This window comes from Phytohabitans sp. LZ39, from assembly GCF_059359075.1.
In genome coordinates this window covers 274,448-297,924 of record NZ_JCADBM010000004.1, presented here as the reverse complement: position 1 = coordinate 297,924, position 23,477 = coordinate 274,448, and the positions used below count along the sequence as shown (strand labels likewise).

Sequence of the window (23,477 nt, the reverse complement as noted above, 5' to 3'; positions counted from 1 at the left end):
CGTGGGTATGGCGGCCGGGACCCTGCATGCAGAAAACCGGAGGGAGCTTCCGATGCTCACGCTGACCGACAACGCGGTGGCGGTGATCCGCAACCTCACCGAGCAGCCCCAGGTGCCCGAGGGCGCCGGCCTGCGCATCGCCACCGACGACGCCCAAGGCGCGCTCATGCTCACCCTCGCCGCCGAGCCCATGGACGGCGACGAGGTGCGCGACGAGGCCGGCGCCCGCGTCTTTTTGGAGACCGAGGCGGCCCGCATCCTCGACGACAAGAGCCTGGACGCCGCGGTCGACGCCAACGGCGCCGTCCAGTTCGCCGTGGGCGAGCAGCCTGGTTGAGTGAGGTCTGGCGTGTCGATCAGGGAGTCGGTGGGGCGCTCCACCAACTCCCTGATCACCGCTCTGGAGAGCTTTCGCGGTCGGGGGTCGCGAGACTGGCCACAACGCACGGTCAAATCCGGAACAGACTCTTTCCCAGGTCCGTGTCAGCGGTAGACCGTATGCTCCCGCGGGCACCGCTCCCGGCCGGCGGCTCGCAGGGCGAGCCGAAATCCCCGGCCGTCCACTGCCGGGTCCGCGGGACAAGCCCACCGCGCGACCGCTCCGCCCGATGATCGTTAGCCCGCAAACCGGACTCTCCCCGGCGTGTCGCACAGCTGGAGGGCTAACGATCATGGAGCCGCCCAGACACTGTGGCCCCGCCGGAGGCGCCGATCTAACCGCGACCACAAGCGAAGCTGAGGCCCGCGGGAGCATGCGGCGCGCAACCAAAAGCGGACGTGGGCAAACCTAAGGGTCGAGGAGTTCGAGGAGGCCGAGTGCGTGGGCGGTGGCCAGCGCGCCCGCCCGGTTCCGCGCCCCCAGCTTGCGGAACAGGCGCGCCTGCGTGTTCTCCACCGTCTTCTCCGCGATCCCGAGTGACCGGGCCGTCTGCCGCACGCTGTGGCCGGCCGCGATCGAGCGGAGGATGTCGCCCTCGCGGATGGTGAGCTCGGGCAGCCCGCCGTCCGCCTCGCCGGCGTGGGTGCCGGCGGCGGCGATGAGCCAGTTGGCGGCGGCGGGGTCGATGGTCAGGTGACCGGCCGCGGCGAGGGTGAGGGCGGGCACCAGGGCCTCGCCGATGCGTTCCGCGGCCACGATGGCCACCGCGCCGCGGCCGAGTACGTCCAGGGTCTCGCCGCGGCTCATGGGGCGGGTCGTGACCACCATGATGGGGACGCGGGCGTCGCCGAGTCGCTGCCACGCCTCCGCGTCCGGGTCGACAAGGATGACCGGGACCGTGCCCGAGCCGGCGTGGTCCCACAGGTCGAGGCCCTCGCCGCCGTTCCCGCCGTCGGTGACGAACGGGATGTGCTGGGCGAGCAGCGCCACCGCCACGTCGTAGCGGGCGGGCACGTCCGGTCCACAGAGGACGGCCAGGGTGAGGCCGCCGGCCGCGTAGACCCGCGGGCGCGGCAGTGGCGCGCGGTTGACCAGGCCGAGCGTGATGGCGCGGGCGATCGCGTGGCTCTGGCTGGTGACGGCGAGCTTCTGGTAGATCCGCCGCTTGCAGTTTTCCACCGCGAACGGGGTCGTGATGAGCAGCTCGGCGATGCGGCTGACCGGGTGCCCGGCGGCGGTGAGGGTGATGATCTCGCGTTCCTGGGTGGTCAGCCCGCCCGGCACCGGTACCGCCACGCCGGACCGCAGCGCGTCGACGTGCTGGTGCAGCAGCATGAGCAGCGCGTCGAGCCCGTGCGAGCAGGGGATCAGCGTGTCGACGCCGACCTGGCGGCTGCCGGACAGGTCGGCGGGCGTGAGCCGGTCGTAGATCACGATGAGCCGGAGGCGGACGAAGCGGGTGCGCAGCATCCGCAGGGCGCGCAGTGCCTCGCCCACGCCGGCGCCCGCGTCGTAGACGACCAGGTCAGGCCCGCACAGGTCGCAGAGGCCGAGCAGGGCCGCGTCGTCGGAGACGTGCCCGACGACCGTGAACTCGGGCTGCCCGGACAGGCAGACCGCCAGCGTGTCGCGGAACAGGCGCCGGGGCGAGCGGATGGCCACCCGCACCAGGTGCCCACTCGGTGCCGAAACCTGTCCCATACCGGCCTCCCCGGCGGTTAGGACTACGTTTCAATTTTGTTACATAGACTCAGATAAGTGTCAAGCGATGGGAGGCCGGTCCTAGGGGATTCTTGCGTCAAACTGTGATCAGGCGTGGGGTGTGAGGTACCCGCCCATGGTCGTGAAGTGGTCCGCCGCGGGCAGCTCAGTGCCGTCCTCGAGGCGTACCCGTTTGACGAGAAGTCCGTGGTTACGGCCATGCCGGGCGTCGGCGCCGGCCACGATGACCACGCCGTCGCCCTCCCGGATGAAGATCCGACCGGGCGTGCCGCCGTAGCGACCCGTGGACACGGCCGCGGCGAGGATCCGCAGGCGCTGCCCCCGGTGGTACGTGAACGCGTTCGGGTACGGGTCGGACTGCGCGCGCACGAGCCGCTCGATGTCTTCGGCGGGCCAGCTCCAGTCGATGCGACTGTCCTCAATCGATCGCTTGTGGAAGAAGCTGGCCTTGGAACGGTCCTGCTTCACCCAATCGGTGCGTCCGCTCGCGATCAGCCCGAGACCGTCCACTGTGATCGGTCCGAAGAGGTCGAGCGTGCGGTGGAACAGGTCGGTGGCGGTGTCGGTGGGGCCGACCGGCACCGCCCGCTGGAGCACGATGTCGCCGGCGTCGAGGTCGTCGTCCATTATGTGCGCGGTCACACCGACCTGCTCCTCGCCGTTGATCAGGGCCCAGATCAGGGGCGCGAAGCCGGCGTACGCGGGCAGCAGCGAGTCGTGCACGTTGAGCGTGCCGAGGCGGGGGAGCCGGAAGATCTCCGGCGGGATCCAGGTGCGCCAGTTGGTCGCGACGATGACGTCCGGCTCGACCTCGCGCAGCCGCTCGACGAGGCTCTCGTCGGGCCGGCTGCGGATCTCGACGGGCACCCCGTGCTTCTCGGCGAGCTCGGCGACCGAGTCGTCCCAGATCTTCTCGTACGCGTGGTCGCTCTTCGGGTGGGTGACCGCGAGGACTACCTCGTGACCGGACTCGAGCAGTGCCTGGAGGGTGCGATGCCCCCAGGTCTGATACCCGAACATAACGACCCGCATCAGTGCCCTCCACAAAATGTGATCAGTTAAGCAAGGCTTGCCTAACTCGATAACTTAAGCAAGGCTGTCCTAAGTCGCAACCGAGTGATGGGGCAGGCATGTCGCAGGCGGTACCCGTGTACGACCTCGTCGGTGTCGGCTTCGGGCCGTCGAACCTGGCACTGGCGATCGCGCTGGCCGAGCACAACGCGATCTCCGCGGACAAGACGACCGGCGTCTTCCTGGAGCGGCAGCCGCACTTCGGCTGGCACCGCGGCATGTTGATCGAGGACGCCACGATGCAGGTCTCGTTCCTCAAGGACCTGGTGACGCTCCGCAACCCGACCAGCGAGTTCTCCTTCCTCTGCTATCTGCACAGCAAGGACCGGTTGATCGACTTCATCAACCACAAGAACCTCTTCCCGCTTCGCGTGGAGTTCCACGACTACCTCGAGTGGGCGGCGGCCAAAGTGGACGACCTGGTCTGCTACGGCCACGAGGTGCTGAGCGTCGAGCCGGCCGACGGCTTCCTCGACGTCACCGTGCGCAGCCCCGACGGCGTGAGCGTCTACCGCGCGCGCAACGTGGTCTTCGCCACCGGCCTGCGCCCGCACCTGCCGGCCGGGGTGGTCCAGTCGCGCCGGATCTGGCACAACCGCGGTCTGCTCGAACGGGCCGGCGAGCTCACCGACGGCGGGCGCTTCGTGGTCGTGGGGGCGGGGCAGAGCGCGGCCGAGGTGGTGGCGTTCCTGCACGAGCGCTTTCCGGCGGCCGAGGTGTGCGCGGTCTTCTCCCGGTACGGGTACAGCCCGGCCGACGACAGCGCGTTCGCCAACCGCATCTTCGACCCCGCCGCGGTCGACGACTTCTACGACGCGCCCGCGGACGTCAAACAGTCCCTTGTGGACTACCACGCCAACACCAACTACTCCGTCGTCGACATCGACCTCATCGACGAGCTGTACCGGCGGGTCTACCGCGAGAAGGTGCTCGGCGCCCAGCGGCTGCGGCTGTTCAACGTCTCCCGCGTCACCGACGCGGTCGAGACGGCCTCGGGCGTCCGGACCACAGTGGAGTCCCTGGCCACCGGCGAGCGGACGGTGCTGGACGCCGACGCGGTGATCTACGCCACCGGCTACCGCCCCGCCGACCCGGGCCCGCTGCTGGCGTCCTGCCCCTGCGACCGCGACGAGGCGGGCCGGCTGCGGGTGGGGCGGGACTACCGGGTGGTGACCGATCCCGCGCTGGGACCGGGCATCTACCTACAGGGCGGCACCGAGCACACCCACGGCATCACGTCGTCGCTGCTCTCCAACACCGCGATCCGGGCCGCCGAGATCCTGGCCTCGATCGTCGGCGCGGGAGTGCCCGCCCCGCAGTTCACGACTGCCTGACCCTTCGACCAGTCCCAGGGGAGCGACATGTTGCGATCACGCATGCCCGTGGTGGCCGCGTTCGCGGCCGCACTGGCTCTGGGAGCCTGCGGTTCCGGCTCCGATCCGGAGGAACCCGCGGCGGCGTCCGGCCAGGGCTCTTTTCCCGTGACGGTGGCCCACAAGTACGGCAGCACCGAGATCAAGGCGGCGCCCGCCCGGGTGGTGACGCTGGGCCTCAGCGACCAGGACGCCGTGCTGGCGCTGGGCGTCAAGCCGGTCGGCGCGGTGGACTGGTTCGGCGAGAAGCCGTTCGGCAAGTGGCCGTGGGCCCAGCCGCTGTGGGGCTCCGCGCCGCCGGAGATCGTCGGCGAGCGCGACGAGTACAACTTCGAGAAGATCGCCGCGCTGAAGCCGAACCTCATCCTGGCCCAGTACAGCGGGATGACGAAGGAGAACTACGCGACGCTGTCCCAGATCGCCCCGACGGTGGGACAGCCGCCGAAGTTCGACGACTACGCGGCGCCGTGGCAGGACATGACGCTCGCGATCGGCAAGGCGCTGGGCAAGGAGGCGCGGGCGAAGGAGCTGATCGCCGGCATCGACAAGCGCTTCGCCGACGTGCGCGCGCAGCACCCGGAGTGGGCCGGCAAGACGGCCGCCGTCGTCGACCCGTTCGAGCCCGGCCAGTACGCGGTCTTCGCCGGCAGCGACCCGAAGGCGGTGTTCCTGACCGCGCTCGGCTTCACCATCCCGGACGAGATCACCAAGCTCGCCGGCAAGGAGAACGCCACGGTCGTCAGCTCCGAGCGGCTCGACCTCGTCGACGTCGACCGCCTGCTCTTCCTCAGCAGCGATCCCACGGCTGAGTCGCGGGTCAAGGCGGACAAGGTCTACGCCGGGCTCGCGGTGGCCAAGGAAGGGCGGGCCACGTTCCTGCCGTACGAGGAGCCGCCGCTGGGCGGGGCGCTCTCCTTCAACACCGTGCTGAGCATCCCGTACGCGATCGACCAGGTCGTACCGATCCTCGCCGGAGGCGGCAACAAGTGAGCAGTGGAACGACCTGGCCGGACCTGTTCGAGGCGCGGGTGCGCGCGACGCCGGACGCGGTGGCCCTCGTCTTCGAGGACACCGAGCTGACGTACGCGCAGCTCAACGCCCGCGCCAACCGGGTGGCCCACGCGCTCGTCGCGCGCGGCGTCGGCCCGGAGCAGGTCGTCGGGCTGTCCCTGCCCCGCTCGGTCGACATGATCGTCGCCGAGGTGGCGGTGCTCAAGGCGGGCGGGGCCTACCTGCCGCTCGACCCCGACTACCCGGCCGAGCGGATCGCCTTCATGGTGGCCGACGCGTCGCCGGTGTGCGTCCTGGACTCGCTGGACGGGCTCGCCGACGGCCAGCCGGACACCGACCCGGTCCGGTCGCTCCACGTCACCAACGCCGCCTACGTCATCTACACCTCCGGCTCCACCGGCCGCCCCAAGGGCGTCGTGCTGTCGCACACCGGCGTCGCGAAGCTCCTCGCCACGCAGGTCGAGCGGTTCGGCGTCGGGCCGCACAGCCGCGTGCTCCAGTTCGCGTCGCCGAGCTTCGACGTCGCGTTCTGGGACCTGTGCCTCGGCCTGCTCTCCGGCGGGCGGCTCGTCGTCGTGCCGGCCGAGCGGCGGGTGCCCGGACCGGCGCTCACCGACTACATCCACGCGCACGGCGCCAACTTCATGATCCTGCCGCCGGCGCTGCTGGCCGCGCTGCCCGCCGACTGCGTGCTGCCCGAGGGGGCCACGCTGCTGGCCGGCACAGAGCGGGTGGCGCCGGAGCTCGTCGCGCGGCACGCCCGCGGCCGGCGGATGTTCAACGCCTACGGCCCGACTGAGGCGACCGTCAACTCCACGCTGGGCCTGTGCGATCCATCCACCGCGTCCTCGTCCGTCCCCATCGGAGTGGCGGACCCCGGTACGGCGGTCCACGTTCTCGACTCCCGGTTGCGGCCGGCGGACTTCGGTGAGCTGTACCTCGGCGGCGCCGGGCTCGCCCGCGGTTACCTGGGGCGGACCGCGCTGACCGCGGAGCGGTTCGTCGCCAACCCCTTCGAGCCCGGCACCCGCCTCTACCGCACCGGCGACCTCGTGCGGGTGCTGGACGACGGGCGCCTGGACTTCGTCGGGCGGGCCGACGACCAGGTCAAGATCCGGGGGTACCGGATCGAGCCGGGCGAGGTCGAGGCGGTCCTCGGTGGACACCCGGCCGTCGCGCAGGTCGCCGTCGTCGCGCGGGACCAGCGGCTGGCGGCCTACGTGGTGCCGGCCGTCGGCGCCACGCCGGAGGTCGACGCGCACGTGCGCGGCTGGCGGGAAGCGCACGACGCGCTCTTCAAGACGGACGCGGTGGACAACCCGTTCGCCGGATGGAACAGCAGCTACGACGGCGAACCGCTGCCCGTCGACGAGATGCACGCCTGGCGGGACGCCACCGTGGAGAGCGTCCTCGCGCTGCGCCCGCGCCGGGTGCTGGAGATCGGTGTCGGCAGTGGACTGATCCTCACCGCGCTCGCCCCGCACACCGAGGCGTACTGGGCCACCGACCTGTCGGCGGAGGCGATCCGGCGGCTGCGTACCGGGATCCCGCCGCACGTGGAGCTGCGCTGCCAGCCGGCGCACGACTTCGACGGGCTGCCGCGCGGCTTCTTCGACACCATCGTGGTCAACTCGGTGGCGCAGTACTTCCCGAGCGCCGCCTACCTCACGTCGGTGCTGACCGCCGCGTTCGGCCTGCTCGCGCCCGGCGGGCGGGTCTTCGCCGGGGACATCCGCAACCACCGCCTGCTGCGCCACTTCCGCGCGGCGATCGAGTCGGTGCGCGGCGGCGGGCCGGCCGACGTCGACCGGGCCGTGGCCTGGGAGCGCGAGCTGCTGCTCGACCCGGACTACTTCACCACCCTGCCCGGTGTGGTGGCCGACGTGCGGGTCAAGCGGGGCCGCTACCACAACGAGCTGAGCCGGTACCGGTACGACGTGGTGCTCTCGCCGCCGGCCCCGGCGACGGCGGCTCCCGAGGCGCCGTGGCCGCAGGCCCTCGACCTGCTCCGGACGCGCCGGCTCGAGCGGCTGCGCGTCACCGGGATCCCCAACGCGCGCCTGGCCGTCGGCGGCGTCGAACCGGAGGACCTGCACGACCTCGCCGCCGAGCTCGGCTACGAGGTCGGTGTCACCTGGGCCGGCGACGGCCTTGTCGGCGAGCTGGACGCGGTGTTCGCCCGGCCGGGCACCGGGTTCGGCACGGTGTACCGCCCCGGCCAGCGGGTCCGGCCGGCGCTGGCGAATACCCCCGCCGCGTTCCTGGACGTCAACGCGTTCCTGCGGTCGGTCCGCTCGTACGCCCGGGAGCGGCTGCCGGAGTACATGGTGCCGTCGGCGATCGTGCCGCTGCACCGGCTGCCGGTCGCGGCCAGCGGCAAGCTGGACCGCAAGGCGCTGCCCACTCCCGACTTCGCCGCGCTCGCCACCGGCACGCCGCCCCGGGACGCCCGCGAAGGCGTGCTGTGCGCGCTGTTCGGCGAGGTGCTCGACCTGCCGGGCGTCGGCGTGGACGACGACTTCTTCGCGCTCGGCGGCGACAGCATCGTGGCGATCCAGCTGCTGATCCGGGCCCGCGAGGCCGGCCTCGCGCTGTCGCTGCGGGACGTCTTCCGGCACCGGACCGCCGCCGCGCTCGCCACGGCCGCGGGTGCCGGCGGGTCCACTGTGGAGCTGCCCGCCGTCGTCCTGGAGCCGCTGCCGGGCGAGGACGCGGCCGAGGTGCTGCCGCTGTCGCCGCTACAGGAGGGCTTCTTCTTCCACGCCCACCTCGATCCCGGCTCCGCGGTCTACGCGGTCCGGCTCACCGTCGACCTGACCGGGCCGCTCGACGTGCCGGCCCTGCGCCGCGCGGCACAGGCGCTCGTCGACCGGCACGCCCCGCTGCGCGCCACGTTCCGGCAGCGGCCGGACGGGCGGGTGGTGCAGCTGATCGCGCCGTCGGTCGAGCTGCCCTGGTCCGATGTGGACGCGCCGTTCGACCTCGGCGCCGGGCCCCTGGTGCGGGCGGCGCTGGTCCGGCGCGACGCCGAGCGGCACGAGCTCGTCCTGCGCTTCCACCACATCGTCGCCGACGGCTGGTCGGTCTCCGTCCTGCTCCGTGAGCTGCTCGCCCTCTACGGCGGCGCCGCACCGCCGCCGCCCGCGCCGTACCGCGACTACCTGGCCTGGCTCGGCGGGCGGGACCGGGCGGCCGCGACCGAGGCGTGGCGGGCCGCGCTCGCCGGGCTCGACGAGCCGACGATGCTCGCACCGGCCGCCGCCACCGCGCCGCCGCGCCACGAGGAGGTGCGCGTCGCGCTGCCCGAGGAGGTCACCGCCGGTCTCACCGCCCGGGCCCGGGAGCGCGGCCTCACCCTCGGCACCGTCGTCCAGGGCGCCTGGGGCCTGCTGCTCGGCCGCCTCACCGGCCGCACCGACGTCGTCTTCGGCACCACCGTCTCCGGCCGGGCCGCCGAGGTGGACGGCGTCGAGTCGCTGGTCGGCCTGCTCGTCAACACGCTGCCGGTACGCATGCGCTGGCGTCCCGGCCAGTCGCTGGCCACCGCGCTCGGCACCTTGCAGGCCGAGCGGTCCGCGCTCCTCGACCACCAGCACGTGGGGCTGGCCGAGCTCCAGCGGATGGCCGGGCTCGGCGACCTCTTCGACACGATCGTCGTGCTGGAGAACTACCCGGTCGACGGCGACCTCACCGACCCGGGCGGCACGCTCCGCGCCGGCGTACCGGACTACGTGGACACCGGCCACTACCCCCTCGCTCTCATCGTCATGCCGGGCGACCGTCTCGAGCTGCGGCTCAAGCATGACGCCGCACGGCTGGACGCGGCCACGGTGCGGGACGTCGCCGACCAGCTCGCCCGGCTGCTCACCGCGGTCGCCGCCGACCCGGACCAGCTGGCCGCCCGCGTCGACCTGATCCCGCCGGTGGAGCCGCTCGCCGGACCGGCCCGGGACGTACCGGGGACCACGCTCGTCGCCGCCTTCGCGGAGCAGGTCGCGCTCCGTCCACAGGCGACCGCACTCGTCGCCGGCGACCAGCGGGTGTCCTACGCCGACCTGGACGCGCGCGCCGGCACGCTCGCCGGGCGGCTGCGGGCGCGGGGCGTCCGGTCCGGACAGGTCGTCGCCGTCGCCATGCCCCGCTCGGTGGAGCAGATCGTCGCGCTGCTCGGCGTGCTCAGGGCCGGCGCCGCCTACCTGCCGGTCGACGTGGACTACCCGGAAGACCGGATCGCGTTCCTGCTCGCCGACTCCGGCGCCACGCTCGTCCTCCGCGACCTCGACATCGACGGCCCGGCCGTCGACGGACCGCCGCCGACCGCGAGCGACCCCGCTTACCTGCTCTACACCTCCGGCTCGACCGGCACACCCAAAGGTGTCCTCGTCACCCACCGGGCGATCGGCCACCAGCTCGCCTGGGCCCGCGACAGGTGGGGCCTCGGGCCCGACGACCGCGTCCTGCACCAGCTCTCCGCCAGCTTCGACCCGTCGATCCTGGAGATCTTCTGGCCGCTCACCGCCGGGGCCGCGGTGGTGCTCGCCAAGCCGGACGGGCTGCGCGACCCCCGGTACGTCGCCGAGCTGGTCCGCGAGCACGGCGTCACCACCGTCGTCACCGTCTCGTCGCTGCTCGGCCCGCTCGCCGACGCCGGCGCGGGCGCGTTCGCCGGGGTGCGGCGGGTGCTGGCCGGCGGTGACGCGCTGACCGCCGAGACCGCCCGCCACTGGCTGGCCACGGCCGGCGCGCCGCTGCACAACGTCTACGGCCCGACGGAGTCCGCCGTCCAGGTCACGTCCTGGGACGTGGACGGGGCGGAGGGCAGCACCGTCCCCATCGGACGTCCGGTGTGGAACACCCGCCTCTACGTGCTCGACCCGTTCCTGCGGCCGGCCACCACCGGTGAGCTGTACATCGCCGGCCCGCAGCTGGCGCTCGGGTACCACGACCGGCTCGGACTGACCGCGGGCCGCTTCGTCGCCGACCCGTACGGCGAGCCGGGGGAGCGCATGTACCGCACCGGCGACCGCGTGCGGCGACGGCCCGACGGGGCCCTCGAATACCTCGGCCGCGCCGACCAGCAGGTCAAGATCCGCGGCAACCGGGTGGAGCCGGGTGAGGTCGAGGCCAGGCTGCGCCGCGCCCCCGGGGTGACGGACGCCGCGGTGGTCGCCCGCGCGGACGGCCCGGGTGGCGTCCGGCTCGTCGCGTACGTCGCCGGCCCGGCCGATGTCGCGGTCCTGCGGGACGAGCTCGCGGCAGTCCTGCCCGAGCCGATGGTCCCCGGCGCCTTCGTCGCGCTCGACACGCTGCCGCGGACGCCGAACGGCAAGCTGGACCGCGCCGCGCTGCCCGCGCCCGACGCGACCCGGGCCGTCTCACGCGCGCCGAGGAACGACCGCGAACGGCTGCTCTGCGCCGCCGTCGCCGACGTGCTCGGCCTGCCCGAGGTGGGCCCGGACGACGACTTCTTCGCGCTCGGCGGCGACAGCATCCTCTCCATCGCGGTATCCAGCCGGGCCCGGACCGCCGGCCTGGAAGTCAGCCCGCGCGACGTCTTCGCCCACCGCACGCCGGCGGCCCTGGCCGAAGCGGCCGCGCCCGCGCCCCAAGAGGGCAGCCCTCTTGGCGTCCCGGCGGGCACAGGGCAGCCCTCTTGGGAAACGGGCGGGCCGCTCGTCACGCTCAGCGACGACGAGCTGGCCACCGTGCGCCGGGCCAGCCCGGTGCCGGTCGCCGACGTCTGGCCGCTCTCCCCGCTCCAGGAGGGGCTGTACTTCCACGCCAGCTACGACACCGGCGGCATCGACGTCTACACCGCGCAGGCGTCCTTCGGCTTCGTCCGCGGCGTCGACGCCGCCCGGCTGCGTGCCGCCTGCGCCGCCCTGCTCGACCGCAACCCCAGCGTGCGGGCCGGCTTCACCAGCGACGGCCTGCGCGCGCCGGTGCAGTTCGTCGGCGCGACCGTCGAGGTTCCACTGTCCGAGGTGGACCTCTCCACGCTGCCGGCGGCCGAGCGGGACACCCGCCTCGAAACGCTGCTGTCGCGGGACCGCACCCGCCGCTTCGACCTCGCCCACCCGCCGCTGTTCCGCCTTCTGCTGGTACGCCTCGGCGGTGGCCGGGACCGGCTCGTGCTCACCCACCACGTGCTGCTCTGGGACGGCTGGTCCGCGTCACTGTTCCTGGAGCAGCTGCTGAGCCTGTACGGCGGCGCCGCCTCCGCGGCACCGGCCGTCGCTGGCGCGGACGGTGCGGCCGACCTCCCGCCGGCCGGCTCCTACCGGGACTACCTCGCCTGGCTCGCCGCTCAGGACGCCGACCGGGCGACCAAGGCGTGGGGACAGGCGCTCGCCGGCCTCGCCGAGCCCACCCTCGTCGGACCGGCCGGCCGCACCGAACGCCCCACGCTGCCGGAGCGGCACCGCGCCGAGCTCACCGCCGCCCTCAGCGACCGGCTCCGCGCCGTCGCCCGGGAACGCGGCGTCACGCTCAACACCCTCCTCAACGCCGCCTGGGCGGTGGCGCTGTCCACCGTGTCCGGTCGCACCGACGTCGTCTTCGGGGCCACCGTCGCCGGCCGCACCGCCCCGATCCCGCACATCGAGCGGGCGATCGGCCTGTTCCTCAACACCGTGCCGGTGCGGGTCACCCTCGACCCGCGCGAGCCGGTCGCCGACCTGCTGACCCGCCTACAGGCTGAGCGGACCGCGCTGATGCCGTACGAACACGTGGGCCTCGGCGCGATCCAGCGGGAGACCGGCCACCCGCGGCTGTTCGACACGCTCTTCGCGCTCCAGAACGTGGGCGGCGATTCGGGCCTAGCGGCCGGGAGTGGCAAGGATGCGCTGGCCACATTGCTTGACCGCCACGGCGTCGAGCAGGTGGGCAGCGTGGACGCCACGCACTTCCCGCTCGCGCTCGTCGTCACGCCGGCCGAGGCGCTGCGGGTCATGCTCGCGTACCGCCCGGACGTGCTCTCCGGCCCGGTCGCCGCGGGCGTGCTCGACCGGTTCACCGCCGTGCTGGAGCGGATCGCCGCCGACGCCGGCACCCCCGTCGGCCGGCTCGACGCGCTGCCGGCGGGGGAGCGAGACCGCCTCGCCGCCGACTGGGACACCACCCGGCACGACCTGCCCGACGACACGGTCGCCGACCTGCTGGCCCACCAGGCCGCCCGGACACCGGACCAGACCGCGCTCGTCTTCGGCGACGAACGGGTCACCTACGCCGAGCTGGACGCCCGGATCAACCGCCTGGCCCGGCTGCTCGCCGCCCGCGGCGCGGCCCCGGAGAAGGTGGTGGCGCTCGCGCTGCCCCGCTCGACCGACATGGTCGTCGCGCTCTTCGCCGTGCTCCGCACGGGCGCGGCGTACCTGCCGCTGGAGCTGGACCACCCCGCCGAGCGGCTCGCGCTCATGCTCGACGACGCCCGCCCGGTCTGCGTGGTCTCGACCACCGCCGTCGCGGCGAACCTGCCGGCGGACTGCCTGGAGCTCGACGCCCCGACGGTGGCGGCCGAGCTGTCCACACAGGACTCCGGGCCGCTCGGGCTGCGGTTCGACCAGCGGCATCCCGCCTACGTCATCTACACATCCGGCTCCACCGGCCGCCCCAAGGGCGTCGTCACGCCGTACCGCGGCCTGACCAACATGCAGCTCAACCACCGCGAGGCCATCTTCGCCCCGACGATCGCGGCGGCCGGCGGGCGGCGGCTGCGGATCGCGCACACGGTGTCGTTCGCGTTCGACATGTCCTGGGAGGAGCTGCTCTGGCTAGTCGAGGGGCACGAGGTGCACGTCTGCGACGAGGACCTGCGCCGCGACGCCGAGGCGCTCGTCGCGTACTGCGCCCGGCACCGGATCGACGTCGTCAACGTCACCCCCACGTACGCGCAGCACCTCATCGAGGAGGGGCTGCTCGACGGGGAGCACGTGCCGCCGCTGGTGCTGCTCGGCGGCGAGGCCGTCTCCGAAGCGGTGTGGGGGCGGCTGCGCGACACCGAGGGCACGTTCGGCTACAACCTGTACGGTCCGACCGAGTACACCATCAACACGCTCGGCGGCGGCACGCACGAGAGCACCACGCCCACCGTCGGCCGTCCGATCTGGAACACCCGGGCGTACATCCTGGACGGTTGGCTCCGTCCCGTGCCGGACGGGACCGCCGGTGAGCTGTACATCGCCGGCGCCGGCCTGGCCCGCGGCTACCTCGACCGCCCCGGCCTGACCGCCGAGCGTTTCGTCGCGGACCCCGCGGTGCGCGGCGGGCGCATGTACCGCACCGGCGACCTGGTGCGCCGCCGCCCGGACGGCAACCTCGACTTCCTCGGCCGCACCGACGACCAGGTCAAGATCCGCGGGTACCGGGTGGAGCTCGGCGAGATCGAGTCCGCGCTCGCCGCGCACCCCGCCGTCGCGCAGGCCGCGGTGACCGTCCGGGACGGGCGCCTGAGCGGCTACGTCGTGCCCGCCGCGCCGGAAGGCGACGAGCGCGAGGCGGCGGAGCGCGCGCAGATCGGCGAGTGGCGGGAGATCTACGACGCCGAGTACACGCGGATCGGCACCGCCGTGTCCACCGAGGACTTCTCCGGTTGGGACAGCAGCTACGACGGCACCCCGATCCCGCTCGACGACATGCGGGAGTGGCGGGAGACCACGGTCGCCCGGATCCGCGAGCTGGCGCCCCGCCGGGTGCTGGAGATCGGCGTCGGCAGCGGGCTGCTGCTGAGCCGCCTGGCGCCGGAGTGCGAGGCGTACTGGGGCACCGACCTCGCCCCCTCGGTCATCGAGCGGCTGCGCGCCGACACCGCCCTCGTCCCCGAACTGTCCCATGTGGAGCTGCGCGGCCAGCCGGCACACGACCTCGACGGGCTGCCGCGCGGCTTCTTCGACACCGTCGTAGTCAACTCGGTGGTCCAGTACTTCCCCGGCGAGGAGTACCTGACCCGGGTACTCACCGGCGCCCTGGACCTCGTCGTGCCCGGCGGCCGGGTGTTCGTCGGCGACGTGCGCAACCTCCGCCTCGCCCGCCACTTCCACGAGGCGGTCGCGGCCGTCCGGGGCGGAAACGCCGACCGGGCCGCCGCGCTGGAGAAGGAGCTGCTCGTCGACCCGGACTACTTCGCCACGCTCGCCCCGGCGACGGTGCGGGTGCGGCGCGGCCGGGCGCACAACGAGCTGACCCGCTACCGGTACGACGCGGTGCTCCACCGCGGGCCGGTCGCGCCCCCGGTGGACGCCCCGCACACCACACTGGACGCTCTTGGCGGGCCGGCCGCCCGCGTCACGGGCATCCCCAACGGCCGCCTCTTCGACGGCGGGACGGAGCCGGAGGACCTGCACGCGCTCGGCGAGCGCCTCGGCTACCACGTCCACGTCACGTGGGCCGACGGGGACGACGGGAGCCTCGACGCGCTTTTCCTGCGGGACGGGACCCTTCCGGTGGTCCACCGGCCGGGGATCCGCAAAAGGCTGACCAACGACCCGGCGGCCGCCCGCGCTCACGGCGACCTCGTGCCCGCGCTCCGCGAGCACCTCAAGCGGCACCTGCCCGACTACATGGTGCCGTCCGCGATCGTCCCGCTGGACCGGCTGCCGCTCACCGTCAACGGCAAGCTCGACGTTCGGGCGCTGCCCGACGCGGAGCCGGCCGTGTCGCTGGCGCCGAGCCGGGAGCCGGCCACCGCGCAGGAAGAGGTCCTGTGTGGACTCTTCGCCGAGGTGCTCGGCCTAGCCCGGGTTGGCGTCGACGACAACTTCTTCGACCTCGGCGGCCACTCGCTGCTCGCCACCCGGCTGGTCAGCCGGGCCCGTACCGCCCTCGGCGCCGAGCTGGCCATCCGTGACCTCTTCGAGGCGCCGACCGTCGCAGAGCTGGCCAGCCGCGCCGGCGGCGGCGACCCGGCCCGCCCGAAGCTCGTGCCCGTCGCCCGCCCGGACGAGGTGCCCGCCTCCTACGCCCAGCAGCGGCTGTGGGTCCTCCACCAGATCGACGGCGCCGGCAGCGCGGCGTACAACTTCCCGATCGTCATGCGGGTCCGCGGCGCCCTCGACCTCGACGCGCTGCGCGCCGCGGTCGGCGACGTCGTGGCCCGGCACGAGGCGCTGCGCACGGTCTTCGCCGAGCGCGACGGGCGGCCGGTGCAGCGGGTCCTGCCGGTCGCCGCGGCGCGGCCGGTCGTGGAGGTGGTGCCGGACGCCGACCTCGACGCGGTCGTGCGGCGACCGTTCGACCTCGCGGAGGATCTGCCGCTGCGGGTCACGGTCGTACCGCGCGGGCCGGACGAGCACGTCGTCGCCGTGCTGCTGCACCACGTCACGACCGACGAGTGGTCGGACGGGCCGTTCCTGCGCGACCTCGCCACCGCGTACGCCGCCCGCCGGGCCGGTCACCGTCCGGAGTGGACCGCCCTGCCGGTGCAGTACGCCGACTACACGCTCTGGCAGCGGGCGCTGCTCGGCGACGAGTCCGACCCGGACAGTCTCGCGGCGAAGCAGCTCGCCTACTGGCGGGAGGCGCTGCGCGGCGCGCCGGAACGGATCGACCTGCCCACCGACCGCACCCCGCACGGGCCGGCGGCCGGCGCCGCGGGCGGGGCGTTGACCGTACCCCTGGACGACGCCGCGGCGCGCGGGCTGCGCGACCTGGCCCAGCGCGCGGGCGCCAGCATGTTCATGGCCGCGCACGCCGCGGTTGCCGCGCTGCTGCACCGCCTCGGCGCCGGCCCGGACATCCCGCTCGGCGCGCCGATCGCCGGCCGCACCGACGAGGCGCTCGACGACCTCGTCGGGTTCTTCGTCAACACGCTCGTACTCCGCACCGACCTCAGCGGCGACCCGAGCTTCGCCGAGCTGCTGCGCCGGGTGCGCCGCGCCGACCTGGCCGCGTTCTCGCACCAGGACGTGCCGTTCGAGGCGGTCGTGCGGGAGCTGAACCCGGACCGGTCGCTGGCCAGCAACCCGCTCTTCCAGGTGATGGTCGTGTACCGCAACCGGGCGGCCGGCGACGCCGTCCTGGACGGACTCGAGGTGACGCCCGAGCCGGTGGAAACCGGGACGGCCCGCTTCGACCTCGTGTTCGGGTTCGTCGAGGGCGCGGAAGGGCTCGACGTGCTGCTGGAGTACCGCACGGACCTCTTCGACCGCGCCACCGTCGAACGGCTCGGCGAGCGGCTCAACCGGCTCGTCGCCGCCGCGGTCGCGACACCTGACTCGCCGCTCAGCCGGATCGAGGTGCTCGGCGACGGCGAGCGGGAGCGGGTGCTGGTCGGCTTCAACGCGACCGACCGCGCCGTGCCGGAGGAGTCGCTGCCCGCGCTCTTCGCCCGCCAGGTGGCCGCGCGGCCGGAAGCGGTCGCGGTGGTCGACGGCGACCGGCACCTCACCTACCGCGAGCTGGACGCCCGCGCCGAGGAGATCGCCCGGCTGCTGCACGCCCGGGGCGTACGCCCGGAGAGCGTGGTCGGCATCGACATCCCCCGCACGGCCGACATGGTCGCCGCGATCCTGGCCACGCTCCGGCTCGGCGCCGCCTACCTGCCGCTCGACCCGGTGCACCCGCCCGAGCGGCTCGCGTACATGGTCGAGGACTCCGGCGCCCAGCTCGTGCTCACCCCGGCCGACCTCGCGGGGTCCACGGTGGACGGCCCCGCGGCGGCCCCGTACGTCCACCTCGACCAGGCCGCGTACGTCATCTACACCTCCGGCTCGACCGGCCGTCCCAAGGGCGTCGTCGTGCCGCACGAGGGCATCGCCAGCCTCGTCGCCACCGCGCAGGACCGGATGGGCGTCACCGAGGACAGCCACGTGCTGCACTTCGCCTCGGTCGGGTTCGACGTGGCCGTCTTCGAGCTCGCAATGGCGCTCTGCACCGGCGCCCGGCTCGTGCTCGTGCCCGACGAGGCCCGGGTCGCCGACAAGGTGCTCACCGACTTCCTCGACGAGCAGCGGATCACCCACATGATCCTGCCGCCGTCGCTGGTGTCCGCGCTCCCGCCGGAGTGCGAGCTGCCCGAGGGATCGGTCATCCTCGTCGGCACCGAGACCGTGCCGCCGGACCTCATCGCGCGGTGGGCCGGCCGGGTCCGCCTCATCGCCGCCTACGGGCTGACGGAGGCGACGGTCAACTCCACGCTCTGGCCCGCCGAGCCGGGCTGGAGCGGGTCCGTCCCCATCGGACGGCCGGACCCCAACACCCGCGCGTACGTGCTCGACGCCACCCTGCGCCCGGTGCCGCCCGGCGTGGTGGGCGAGCTGTACGTCGGCGGGCGCGGCCTGGCCCGGGGCTACCTCGGCCGGCCGGACCTGACCGCGACCCGGTTCGTGCCGGACCCGTTCACCGGGCCGGGCGGGCGCATGTACCGCACCGGCGACCGGGCCCGCTGGCGCGCGGACGGCACGCTCGACTTCCTCGGTCGGGTCGACGACCAGGTGAAGATCCGCGGCTTCCGGGTCGAGCTCGGCGAGGTGGAGGCCGCGCTCGCCGGCCACCCCGGCGTCGCGCAGGCCGCCGTCGTGCCGCACCGCACCGGCACGGTGACGCGGCTCGTCGGGTACGCGGTGCCCGCCGGCGAACCCCTCGACGGCGCCGCGCTGCGCACCCACGTCGCCACGTCGCTGCCCGACTACATGGTGCCGGCGACGGTGATGGTGCTCGACGGGCCGCTGCCGCTCACCCCGAACGGCAAGCTGGACCGCAAGGCGCTGCCCGCACCGGTCTTAACCACCGGCGGCACCGCGCCCCGCGACGCGCGCGAGGAGGCGCTCAGCCGGGTCGTCGCCGACCTGCTCGGCCTGCCCGCGGTCGGGGTCGACGACGACTTCTTCGCGCTCGGCGGCGACAGCATCGTGGCGATCCAGCTCGTCGGCCGGGCCCGCGCCGCCGGGCTCGCGATCCGGCCCCGGGACGTCTTCACCGGCCGCACGATCGCCGGCCTCGCCGCACTGGCCGGCGAGGTCGTCGATACCGGACCGGTGCCGTCCACATTGGTCGCCCTGGACGCGGCCGAACGCGCCGAGCTGACCGGCGCCGCCGAGGTGCTGCCGCTGTCGCCGCTCCAGGCCGGCCTGCTCTTCCACTCCACCCTGGACACCGAGGGGCCGGACGTCTACACCGTCCAGTCGTACTTCGCGCTGTCCGGGCCGGTCGACGCGGCGGCGCTGCGGGCGGCCGGGCAGGGCCTGCTCGACCGGCACGCGAACCTGCGCGCCGGCTTCCGCTACCTGCGCTCGGGCCGCGCCGTCGCCGTCGTACCGGCGAAGGCCACCCTGCCCTGGGCGGAGCTGGACCTGTCCGGTGTGGACGGCGCCGAGCGGGACGGGGCGTGGTCCCGTTGCCTTGCCGGGCAGCGGGGCCGCTTCGACCCCGCCGAGCCGCCCCTGCTGCGGCTCGCGCTGGTCCGCTTCGGCCCGGAGGAGCACCGGCTCGTCCTCACCCACCAGCACCTGCTGCTCGACGGCTGGTCGGGCGGGCCGCTGGTCCGCGAGCTGATGACCCTCTACAGCGGAGGGACCCTGCCGCCGGCCGTGCCGTACCGCGAGTACCTGGCCTGGCTGGCCCGCCGGGACCGGGTGGAGGCCGAGGCGGCCTGGCGCGCGGCGCTGGCCGGTCTCGCCGAGCCGACCCGGATCACGCCGGCCGACCCGGACCGGGTGCCGGCCGTGCCCCGCCGCCACACCACGGAACTCCCGGTGGACCTGACGGCGCGGATCGCCGCGGCCGCCCGGCAGCGCGGCATGACGGTCAGCACGCTCGTGCAGGCCGCCTGGGGCATCGTGCTCGGCCGGCTCGCCGGCCGCGACGACGTGGTCTTCGGCGCCACCGTCTCGGGCCGCCCCGCCGACCTGCCCGGCGTCGAGTCGATGATCGGCCTGTTCATCAACACCGTGCCGGTCCGCGTGCGCTGCGCCCCGTCCGACCCGGTCGGCACCGTGCTGGAACGCCTCTGGGAAGCGCAGTCCGGCCTCGTCGAGGCGCAGCACCTGGGCCTGGCCGACATCCAGCGGCTGGCCGGCCTGGGCGAGCTCTTCGACACCCTCGTCGTGTTCGAGAACTTCCCGGACGGCGCCGCCGAAGTGGTGGGCCTGCCCGGCGACGTGCGGGTCGTCGGCGGGGGCGGCGAGGACGCCACGCACTACCCGCTGACCTGGGCCGTGGACCCGGGCACGCGGCTGCGCCTGGTCGCCGAGTACCGGGCGGACCTCTTCGACGAGCCGGCCGTCGCCCGGCTGGGCGCGCGGTTCGCCACCGTGCTCGCCGCGCTCGCCGGCGACCCCGCTCTGCCGGTCGGCCGGATCGACCTGCTCGAGGCCGGCGAGCGGGAGCGGATCCTGGCGGCCGGGCGCGGCGCCGCACGGTCGAGCGAGCCGGCCACCGTGCCGGAGCTGTTCGCCGCACAGGTGGCCGCCGGGCCGGACCGCACCGCGGTGGTCAGCGGCGGCACCCGGTGGACGTTCGCCGAGCTGGACGCCCGCGCGAACGCGATCGCCGAACGGCTCGTCGCGCACGGAGCCGGCCCGGAACGGGTCGTCGCGCTCGCCCTGCCCCGCACGGCCGACATGGTCGCCGCGATCCTCGGCACCCACAAGGCCGGCGCCGCGTACCTGCCGCTCGACCCGGACTACCCGGCCGACCGCGTCGCGTTCATGCTCGCCGACGCGGCGCCGGTGTGCGTGGTGGCGGCTCCGGGCTTCCCGGCCGGCGACGTCCCTGTCGTGACGCTCGACGGGCTGAGCCCCGGGACAGCGCGTCCGCGCGCACACCCGGGAGACGCGGCGTACGTCATCTACACCTCCGGCTCGACCGGCCGCCCCAAGGGCGTCGTCGTCACCCACGACAACCTCGCCAACCTCTTCCACTCGCACCGCGAGACGCTGTACCGGCCGGCGGTCGCCGCCACCGGGCGGGAGCGCCTGCGCGTGGGGCACGCCTGGTCGTTCTCGTTCGACGCGTCGTGGCAGCCGCAGCTCTGGCTGCTCGACGGGCACGAGCTGCACGTCCTGGACGAGGAGACGCAGCGCGACCCCGAGCTGCTCGCGGCCGCCGCGCGGGAGCTGGACTTCCTGGAGGTGACCCCCTCGTACTTCGCCCAGATGGCGGCGCTCGGCCTGGTCCGGGACGGCCACTGCCCGCTCGCCGTCGTCGGCGTCGGCGGGGAGGCGGTCCCCGAGCCACTGTGGACGGCGCTGCGCATGCTGCCCGGCACCGAGGCCTACAACCTGTACGGGCCGACCGAGTGCACAGTGGACGCGCTCGTCGCCCGGGTGCGGGACACCGCGCGACCGGTCGTCGGCCGGCCGGTGGAGAACGCCCGCGCCTACGTCCTCGACTCGGCGCTCCGGCTGCTCCCGCCCGGCGCCGCCGGTGAGCTGTACCTCGCCGGCGCCGGCCTGGCCCGCGGCTACCTGGGCCGGCACGGGCTGACCGCCGAACGGTTCGTGGCCGACCCGTACGGCCCGGCGGGCGCGCGCATGTACCGCACCGGCGACCTCGCGCGCTGGACCGAGGACGGCCGCCTCGAGTATCTCGGGCGCGCCGACGACCAGGTGAAGATCCGCGGCTACCGGATCGAGCCGGCCGAGATCGAGGCCGTGCTGGCCGACCACCCCGCGGTGGCGGAGGCGGTCGTGGTGGTGCGCGACGACGCCCGGCGCTCCCGCCACCTCGTCGCGTACGCCGTCACCTCCGCCGCGGTGGACGACCTGCGCCGGCACGCCGCCCGGGCCCTGCCCGACCACATGGTGCCGGCCGCGATCGTGCCGCTGGAGCGCCTGCCGCTGCTGCCCAACGGCAAGCTCGACCGGGCCGCCCTGCCCGCGCCCGACTACGCCGCCGCCGGCACCGGGCGGGCACCGTCGACCGACCGCGAGCGGCTGCTGTGCCGGGTCTTCGCCGAGGTGCTGGGCGTGGCCGAGGTCGGCGTGGACGACGACTTCTTCGCGCTCGGCGGCGACAGCATAATCTCCATCCAGCTGGTCAGCCGGGCCCGCGCGGCCGGGCTGGCGATCCGCCCCCGCGACCTGTTCCGGCACCGCACGGTCGCCGCGCTGGCGCCGCTCGCCACCGCCACGGCCGTCGCGGCCGGCACCGGCGACGGGCCGGCCGAGCTGCCGCTCACCCCGGTCATGCACTGGCTGCGCGAGCTGGGCGGCCCGATCGACGGCTACAACCAGTCGGTCGTCCTCCAGGTGCCGGCCGACCTCGGCTGGGAGCGGCTCCTGCGCGCTCTCGACGCGGTGGTGGACCGGCACGACATGCTGCGCGCCCGCCTCGACCGGTCCACACCGGACTGGCGCCTGGCGGTCCGCGGCCGGGGCACCGCGCCGGCCGCCGGGTGGACGGTGCGGGTGGACGTGTCCGGTGTGGACCAGGCGGACCTGGCGGGCGTCGTGGCCCGCGCCGCCGAGGTGGCGCGGGACGCGCTCGACCCGGACGCCGGCACGATGGTGCGGGCGGTGTGGTTCGACGCCGGGCCGGGCCGCGCCGGCCGGCTGCTCCTGGTCGTCCACCACCTTGTCGTCGACGGCGTCTCGTGGCGGATCCTCATCCCCGACCTGGCCGCCGCGTGGCGGGACGGGCCGGCCGCGCTCACCCCGGTCGGCACGGCGTTCGCCAGCTGGGCCAACCGCCTCGCCGAGCGCGCCACCGACCCGGACCGCGCCGCGGAGCTGCCACTGTGGACGGAGATCCTGGACGGCGGCGGGTCGTTCGGCCCCGCACCGGACCGGTCCCGCGACGTCGTCGCGACGGCCCGGTCGCTGACGCTGACGCTGCCGGCCGAGGTGACCGCGGCGCTGCTCGGCCCGGTGCCGTCGGCGCTCGGCGCGAGCGTCAACGACGTGCTCCTGACCGGCCTCGCGATCGCGGCGGGCGGCCCCCTTCTCGTCGCCCTGGAGGGGCACGGCCGCGAGGAGCAGGTGGCCGGCGACCTCGTCGACCTGTCCCGCACCGTCGGCTGGTTCACCAGCGTGTACCCGGTGCGCCTGGACCTCGGCCCGGTCGACGCCGGGGCGGCGCTCGCCGGCGGCCCCGCCACCCGCGCCGCGGTGGCCCGCATCCGGTCGCACCTGGCCCGGATTCCGGACAGCGGCATCGGGTACGGCCTGCTGCGGCACCTCAACCCGGCCACCGCGGCCACTCTCGCCGCCCGGCCGGTGCCCGCGGTCCAGTTCAACTACCTGGGTCGCTTCGACTTCCCGGAGGCGGCAGACTGGGCGTACGCGCCGGAGATGGACGCGGTCGGCGGCGGCGCCGACGCGGGCATGACGATGGAGTACACGCTCTCCGTCGTCGCGCACGCCGAGGACCGTCCGGGCGGCCTCGTGCTGAGCGCCCGGTGGGAGTGGCCGGCGGCGCTGCTGACCGAGGAGACAGTCGAGGACCTGGCGCTGGCCTGGTTCCGGGCGCTCGAGGCGATCGCCCGCACCGCGAAGGAGGAAACCCCGTGACCAACCCGTTCGAGGACCCCGAGGGCCGCTACTACGTGCTCGTCAACTCCGAGGAGCAGCACTCGCTGTGGCCGTCCTTCGTGGACGTCCCGGAGGGCTGGACCGCCGTCTTCGGCGAAGACTCGCGGGACGCCTGCCTCGCGTACGTCGAGACACACTGGACCGACCTGCGCCCGCGCAGCCTGCGCGAGTCGATGGCCGACCGCGGCTAGCCGAGACCTTTCGGGGTCAGGGTCGCCGCCCGTCCGTTTCTCGGAGACATATTTGCCCGCGTCCGCGTCAGCCGCGGACCGTATGCTCCCGCGGGCACCGCTCCCGGCCGGCGGCTCGGAGGGCGAGCCGAGATCCCCGGCCGTCCGCTGCCGGGTCCGCGGGACAAGCCCCTCGGCGGTCTTCGCGAGTGAGCGCGACCAACGGCGGACGGGTGAGGCCGCGGGAAACGCACCCCCAGAAAACGCTCCGCCGCGCTCCACGTTT

At 74.4% G+C, this 23,477-nt stretch carries 7 protein-coding genes; 5 read left to right on the top strand and 2 right to left on the bottom strand.

The genetic code is table 11. The features are described 5' to 3' along the window. Positions 1-52: 52 nt before the first annotated feature. Positions 53-337, top strand: a complete 285-nt coding sequence (locus AC5L36_RS10345) for an adhesin (protein ID WP_441214736.1) — start codon at positions 53-55, stop codon at positions 335-337. Positions 338-787: 450 nt separating this feature from the next. Here AC5L36_RS10345 and AC5L36_RS10340 read toward each other — a convergent pair whose 3' ends face one another. Beyond that, entirely contained in the window at positions 788-2,080 is a 1,293-nt protein-coding gene (locus tag AC5L36_RS10340) for a LuxR C-terminal-related transcriptional regulator (protein WP_441214735.1), read from the bottom strand. A 108-nt stretch (positions 2,081-2,188) separates the two neighbouring features. Continuing rightward, the gene (locus AC5L36_RS10335) at positions 2,189-3,133 is read right to left on the bottom strand and encodes a methionyl-tRNA formyltransferase (protein ID WP_441214734.1); all 945 of its coding nucleotides are present in this window, start codon (positions 3,131-3,133) and stop codon (positions 2,189-2,191) included. Positions 3,134-3,231: 98 nt separating this feature from the next. Here AC5L36_RS10335 and AC5L36_RS10330 point away from each other — a divergent pair, with 98 nt between their 5' ends. Genes AC5L36_RS10330 through AC5L36_RS10315 form a run of 4 tightly spaced genes read left to right on the top strand, consistent with a single transcriptional unit; the run spans position 3,232 to position 23,212 of the window. Beyond that, positions 3,232-4,506, top strand: coding sequence for a lysine N(6)-hydroxylase/L-ornithine N(5)-oxygenase family protein (locus AC5L36_RS10330; protein ID WP_441214733.1), 1,275 nt, complete (start codon positions 3,232-3,234; stop codon positions 4,504-4,506). Positions 4,507-4,533: 27 nt separating this feature from the next. Then, the gene (locus AC5L36_RS10325; RefSeq protein ID WP_441214732.1) at positions 4,534-5,535 is read left to right on the top strand and encodes an iron-siderophore ABC transporter substrate-binding protein; all 1,002 of its coding nucleotides are present in this window, start codon (positions 4,534-4,536) and stop codon (positions 5,533-5,535) included. Continuing rightward, positions 5,532-23,000, top strand: a complete 17,469-nt coding sequence (locus AC5L36_RS10320; protein ID WP_441214731.1) for a non-ribosomal peptide synthetase — start codon at positions 5,532-5,534, stop codon at positions 22,998-23,000. The genes AC5L36_RS10325 and AC5L36_RS10320 overlap by 4 nt, the downstream gene beginning before the upstream one ends. Next, a complete protein-coding gene (locus tag AC5L36_RS10315) occupies positions 22,997-23,212 on the top strand; it encodes an MbtH family protein (protein ID WP_441214730.1) in 216 nt (71 codons plus the stop codon). Before AC5L36_RS10320 ends, AC5L36_RS10315 begins: the two co-directional genes overlap by 4 nt. Positions 23,213-23,477: the final 265 nt, after the last annotated feature.

Bases quoted from the DNA above. Each gene is read 5' to 3' on its own strand.
- AC5L36_RS10340 (WP_441214735.1), bottom strand. From the start codon at position 2,080: ATGGGACAGGTTTCGGCACCGAGTGGGCACCTGGTGCGGGTGGCCATC.
- AC5L36_RS10345 (WP_441214736.1), top strand. From the start codon at position 53: ATGCTCACGCTGACCGACAACGCGGTGGCGGTGATCCGCAACCTCACC.
- AC5L36_RS10325 (WP_441214732.1), top strand. From the start codon at position 4,534: ATGTTGCGATCACGCATGCCCGTGGTGGCCGCGTTCGCGGCCGCACTG.
- AC5L36_RS10335 (WP_441214734.1), bottom strand. From the start codon at position 3,133: ATGCGGGTCGTTATGTTCGGGTATCAGACCTGGGGGCATCGCACCCTC.
- AC5L36_RS10330 (WP_441214733.1), top strand. From the start codon at position 3,232: ATGTCGCAGGCGGTACCCGTGTACGACCTCGTCGGTGTCGGCTTCGGG.